Annotated in this window: 5 protein-coding genes; 4 read left to right on the top strand and 1 reads right to left on the bottom strand. The window is 45.4% G+C overall.

Annotated features, from left to right (window positions below; genetic code table 11):
• Positions 1-364, top strand: a 364-nt coding sequence (locus ABLA76_RS17850) for a TIGR03747 family integrating conjugative element membrane protein (protein ID WP_348988937.1), incomplete at its 5' end; no start/stop codon positions are given.
• Positions 365-677: 313 nt separating this feature from the next.
• A complete protein-coding gene (locus ABLA76_RS17855) occupies positions 678-1,406 on the top strand; it encodes a hypothetical protein (protein WP_348988938.1) in 729 nt (242 codons plus the stop codon).
• 117 nt (positions 1,407-1,523) lie between these two features.
• Here ABLA76_RS17855 and ABLA76_RS17860 read toward each other — a convergent pair whose 3' ends face one another.
• Complete coding sequence (locus tag ABLA76_RS17860; protein ID WP_348988939.1) at positions 1,524-2,228, bottom strand: DUF5710 domain-containing protein; 705 nt, start codon at positions 2,226-2,228, stop codon at positions 1,524-1,526.
• Between the two features lie 149 nt (positions 2,229-2,377).
• Between ABLA76_RS17860 and ABLA76_RS17865 the strand changes: the two genes are divergently transcribed.
• Both ABLA76_RS17865 and ABLA76_RS17870 read left to right on the top strand, forming a co-directional pair.
• Positions 2,378-2,707 carry an RAQPRD family integrative conjugative element protein gene (locus ABLA76_RS17865; RefSeq protein ID WP_348988940.1) on the top strand — a complete coding sequence of 110 codons (330 nt, stop codon included), beginning with the start codon at positions 2,378-2,380 and terminating at the stop codon, positions 2,705-2,707.
• Entirely contained in the window at positions 2,704-2,940 is a 237-nt protein-coding gene (locus ABLA76_RS17870) for a TIGR03758 family integrating conjugative element protein (RefSeq protein WP_273549883.1), read from the top strand. The genes ABLA76_RS17865 and ABLA76_RS17870 overlap by 4 nt, the downstream gene beginning before the upstream one ends.
• Positions 2,941-3,091 lie beyond the last annotated feature (151 nt).

The raw sequence follows: 3,091 nt of genomic DNA on the forward strand, positions 1-3,091 counted from the left end.
CGTATTACAGGAGGTATCGGGTTATTTGCAGGAATATGGGTTAGCCACGGTGTTTATCACGATGGTGACGCTGATCCGGCTGGCGATCCTGCTGTTATCCGTTCCGCTGTTTGTGATGGTGGTTTTAGTCACATTGGTTGACGGGCTGGGGCGGCGGGATCTACGCCGTTATGGCGCAGGATATGAGTCGAGTTTTGTTTACCATCACGCCAAACGGGGGATTAAACCGGCCTGCACCATTCCCTGTATGTTGTATTTATCCTGGCCGAGTGTGGTGTATCCCACGGTGATATTGTTGCCAGCGGCGATAGTGTTGGGTATGGCGGTGGTAATAACAACCTCAATGTTTAAGAAATATATATGAGGAGCTGGATGATGTAATACAAAACGGATTTTTGTTTTGTATTACATCATCAGCAGATAAGCCGCACAGCGGCGCGTCAGTTTGCAACAAATATTAGTTTTTGTGATAAAGAAGCTATCAGTAAAAATGAAAAAAGATTTAAATCTTATGGATGACTTTTATTAGGAAAAGATTTTTGAGAATGGATATGAAGAAACCAAAGAATATATATATCGTGAAATCCTCTGAGACTGGCACTGACGGATGGACGTATGGAAGACCTTCGGGTATTACCCCCTGCCAGTGGCCAAGAAGCCGGGTCAATGGGGTACCGATGGCTCATATTTTTACCGTGAAAATTCCTGCTGAATATAATGTGAGAAGTTCTGATGTAGAATATTTATCTGTTTTTCAGTCCAGTGATTTTGAAGATGACGAAGAAGAGGGTGTTAATGAATTCTTACAGGAAGGCAGTGAAGCGTTAGACAATAACGCTTTTTGGCAAGAGTTAGTCTTGTACCGTAACAATATGCATCCGCGTGAAGTATATCAGGTTGATGAGATAGGTGGGGGCTGGTGCTTTATTTACCTCACAGAAGAAGAAGTTTCAGGAAGGCCGAGTGAGTTACCCAGTAAAAATTGCCTGCCTGTTGATTATGAATCAATGCATGAAATTAACTGTTTTTCTTGTGATCAACCCGCACGATATTTCAATTTAGAACCTTATGCTGATGATCCTAATATAGGAATTAAGCCAGAAGAATATCCAGATTGGTTGGAGGCTATTGAAGATACTGAAGCCATTGATAGCTTGAAAGTAGAAGATATTCAGGGATATATACCAATATTTCATGAAATCAGTGAAAAATTGAATCTTAATTTAGATAAGTATTTTTATAACCACCATTTTGGTGGGACTGCACATCCAGCGCAATCTATTCCAGATGAATTGAGTGAGTTTTATTTTGAATTTGATGAAACTCTGGGTGATCCCAATATAGGCGGGGATGGTGTGGCTCAAATAGATTTGGTAACGAACAAGATTCATTGGGCTTGTGGTTGATAGTGATTATGTCAGTAATTATTTGAATATATTATTAATTTAGTGGCGATCTTTATCATTAAGAATTCAGATTTGATGTGGCTACAAACCGCATCAAATCTGGATCTCAATGCTGGATTAATGGCGATATATGGACGGGTTGTTAACCACCTGTGTCATCCATTCAAACCAGTCACAGGCTTTAGATATGCGGTTATCCAGCTTCGGATCGAAATGATAGTGATGATGCGAAATATCTTCACAATACCCCACAAAAGGCTGATCAATACGGTGAAGCTGAATCGCCGCCGCTTGCTCTTTCGAATCAGGAAAAAATGCCCCACCGATTTCCGCAAACATGTCGGTATCATCCTGCTGTGCGTCACAGTGTTCGCAATGGTTTATCCAGTGTTGCCTGCGCAGCCGTTGGCTGACCGCTTTGCGCAGCGTGTGATGAAAACCGGGCAGCACGCTACGCACAATAGTGGGAATATCGGCGATATAAAACAGAAACGCCGGGCTGTCCTGCTCAGAGTAGTCCACTTCAGTGTGGGTTTCGTCGTCATCTTCATCGTCATCATCCGCTTCCAGCATTTTATGCCCGGCAGGCAACATAAACGCGGTGACGGTGGTGTGTTCCTGGCAGTGTGGGCACGGCGTCCGGGTCTGGGCGAGATACCAGAATTCGGCATGGACATTGTAGAACGGTAACCAGTTCATAAACGGGGTCGGGTCAAAACTGTCGTCGATATACCAGATTTGAGCTACTGCATCCCAGTGCGCGCCCAGTTTGCGTGCCTTCTCGTGTTCTTCATCGGGGACATTTAAATCAATCCGCAGCATATGCCTTCCTTCATTATTAAACCGTTAATCGAATAAATTAGTCAGACTATTTAGCTAATTTTCACCAAAGCATAAAGAGTTTATTGCTGACCTGATATCAAAAACACCGCATCCTCGGCATTTTGGAACCCATCATAAGGTGAATATTTATGCGCGGTGGCTTTTCGATATCCTGTTCTGCCTGCCTGCTGGGGCTGGCTGTGTTGTGTATGCCGCTGGCGCAAGCGGCCGAAAAAGACGAACTGGCGAGTGCAAAACGTCTGATTGAGCAGGTGCAGATAGCACTGGAACGCGCCAGCATCGCAGAAAATCCGTCTGATACAGCAAAATACCCGCGTTATGACTTTGACTATCAGCGTATCAAAACCGACCTCAACACCCTCAAAGCGGGCATTGATCACTACCTCATGCCTTCCCGCGAGCAGCCCCAGGGGTCCGGCACATTATCCGGCCATTACCGTCAGGAAAACCCGCAATGACTGACGCCCAACGTAATGCTTTTGAAGTGGCCTCCGGCCATTTTGATATCACTTTTCTGTATCTGGTGTGCGTCGGGTTTTTCTTAGCCACCCTGTTTTTCTGGGCGGCCTGGGCTGCGGTGGATGTCTGGCAGGGCTGGGCGAATGAAAAAGTGCGTAATCAGACCCTCAGCCAGTTTGCCCTTCGAACTGCGGTATTGCTGGTCGTGGCTGTCTGGATGTTTGCCAGTTAATGCAGCGAACATAATGAAAAGGAACAGAGTCAATATGAAGCCCATTTTTACCGTCTGCCGGCGTATCAGCACGAGCCTGATGACCAGAATAAACGCCTTTCTTTTATTGTGCTGCTTTTCCTGTGAATCAGCCTGGGCGGATTTGCCCGCT

This window comes from Xenorhabdus sp. SGI240 (assembly GCF_040081915.1).
In the GTDB taxonomy this organism is placed as follows: Bacteria; Pseudomonadota; Gammaproteobacteria; order Enterobacterales; family Enterobacteriaceae; genus Xenorhabdus; species Xenorhabdus bakwenae.

Bases quoted from the DNA above. Each gene is read 5' to 3' on its own strand.
- ABLA76_RS17855 (WP_348988938.1), top strand. From the start codon at position 678: ATGGCTCATATTTTTACCGTGAAAATTCCTGCTGAATATAATGTGAGA.
- ABLA76_RS17860 (WP_348988939.1), bottom strand. From the start codon at position 2,228: ATGCTGCGGATTGATTTAAATGTCCCCGATGAAGAACACGAGAAGGCA.
- ABLA76_RS17865 (WP_348988940.1), top strand. From the start codon at position 2,378: ATGCGCGGTGGCTTTTCGATATCCTGTTCTGCCTGCCTGCTGGGGCTG.
- ABLA76_RS17870 (WP_273549883.1), top strand. From the start codon at position 2,704: ATGACTGACGCCCAACGTAATGCTTTTGAAGTGGCCTCCGGCCATTTT.